The sequence below is a fragment of the Microbacterium sp. HMWF026 genome (assembly GCF_003061325.1).
GTDB lineage: Bacteria > Actinomycetota > Actinomycetes > Actinomycetales > Microbacteriaceae > Microbacterium > Microbacterium testaceum_E.
On sequence record NZ_QAJB01000403.1, the window covers coordinates 1 to 1,425 of the forward strand.

Sequence of the window (1,425 nt, forward strand, 5' to 3'; positions counted from 1 at the left end):
CGACGTAGCCCATGTCGGCCTCGGAGATGCCGGCGGCGGCCATCCACTCGGCGGGCGCTCCCCCGCCGGTGTAGAACAGCGGACCGCTGCTGGACGCCGACGACCCGGAATCCGATTCGGTGGTCTTGCGCGACGCGCTCGGCGTGGGCGTCGGAGTCGGCGTGGGCTTGGGCTTGACGTAGACGTTGTAGCTGGACCGATCGAGCTGCGGGGTCTGCTTCTCGCCCGCGGTCGACACCGCCTGCACGTCGTCGAGGCCCTCAGCGTACAGGGTGACCGTGCGGGGGACCTCGGCCTGGGCCGGCTGCAGCGCAGCGCCCATCGGACCGACGTAGGCACCGGCGAACAGCACCGCGGCGCACGCCGCGAAGACGCCGACGACGCCGCGGCGACGGGACCACCGCGGTGCGGTGCGGGCGGGCAGCGTCGGGGGGACCACGTCGAGCGCCGCACCGCCGCGATGGGCGACGCGAGAGGCGCGCGAGAGATCCGAACCGGGAGTCACAGTGCCGTCGAGTCTACCGACGCTTCGCGACCGGTTTCCATCCGCACGGGTCATCCGACCGCGAGCATCACTTCGACGACGGAGTCGAGGACCGCATCGACCTGCGTCTCGCGGTAGCCGCCGCGCTGCAGGCGGAAGGCCACGGCCCGCACCTGCTCGGGGGTGACCGGATCGCCGGCCGCGAGGTAGCGGGCGACGCGATCGGCCACGACGTCGACCTCGTCGACGCGGTAGCCGTAGCGCAGCATCCCGACCCGCTCGAAACGCGCGCCGCGGGGGCGCCGAAGCCGGTCCAGCACGACCTGCGCGGTGTCGCGGGTCTCGGCCACCCAGGCGCGAGCACCCAGTCGCGAGAGGGCGTGTTCGCGCTCGCGCGCGGCGAAGGTGTCCTCGATGCGGCCGAGGGCCGCGTCGACGGCGGTGACCGCATACCCGCCGCGGACCAGCGGGAACGCGACCGATCGCACTTCCGACGAGCGCATCGTGCCGACCTCGTCGGCCTCGAAGGCATCGCGCGCCCGGGCGAGGAAGACGTCGACCGCGCGCTTCTCGTAGCCCTTGGCGCGACCGGATTCGGGGAACGGCGACGAGGTCATGACACTCCCAACGGTGACAGCAGGTAGTACATCACGAGAGCAGCGGTGGCGGACGGCAGGATCGAGTCGAGGCGGTCGAGCACCCCGCCGTGGCCGGGGAGCCACGAGCTCATGTCCTTGATGCCCAGGTCGCGTTTGATCATCGACTCGCCCAGGTCGCCGACCGTGGCGGTCGCCAGCACGGCTGCACCGAAGATCATCCCCGCCCACCAGGGCACCTGCAGCATGAAGGCGGCGAGCAGCGCCCCCGCGACCACCGCGGCGACGCAGGCCCCGGCGAAGCCCTCCCAGGTCTTCTTGGGGCTGATGCGGGGGGCCATGGGA

2 protein-coding genes and 1 pseudogene are annotated in these 1,425 nt (G+C 72.4%); all 3 read right to left on the reverse strand.

Annotated features, from left to right (window positions below; translation table 11 throughout):
• A pseudogene (locus tag DBR36_RS17895) lies at nucleotides 1–505 on the reverse strand (hypothetical protein); the annotation flags it as partial.
• A gap of 50 nt (nucleotides 506–555) precedes the next feature.
• Nucleotides 556–1,101 (reverse strand): DivIVA domain-containing protein, encoded by a 546-nt coding sequence (locus DBR36_RS14900; protein WP_108320534.1) that lies wholly within the window; start codon nucleotides 1,099–1,101, stop codon nucleotides 556–558.
• Nucleotides 1,098–1,425, reverse strand: a 328-nt coding sequence (locus DBR36_RS14905) for a phosphatidate cytidylyltransferase (RefSeq protein WP_146185384.1), incomplete at its 5' end; no start/stop codon positions are given. The genes DBR36_RS14900 and DBR36_RS14905, both read right to left, overlap by 4 nt.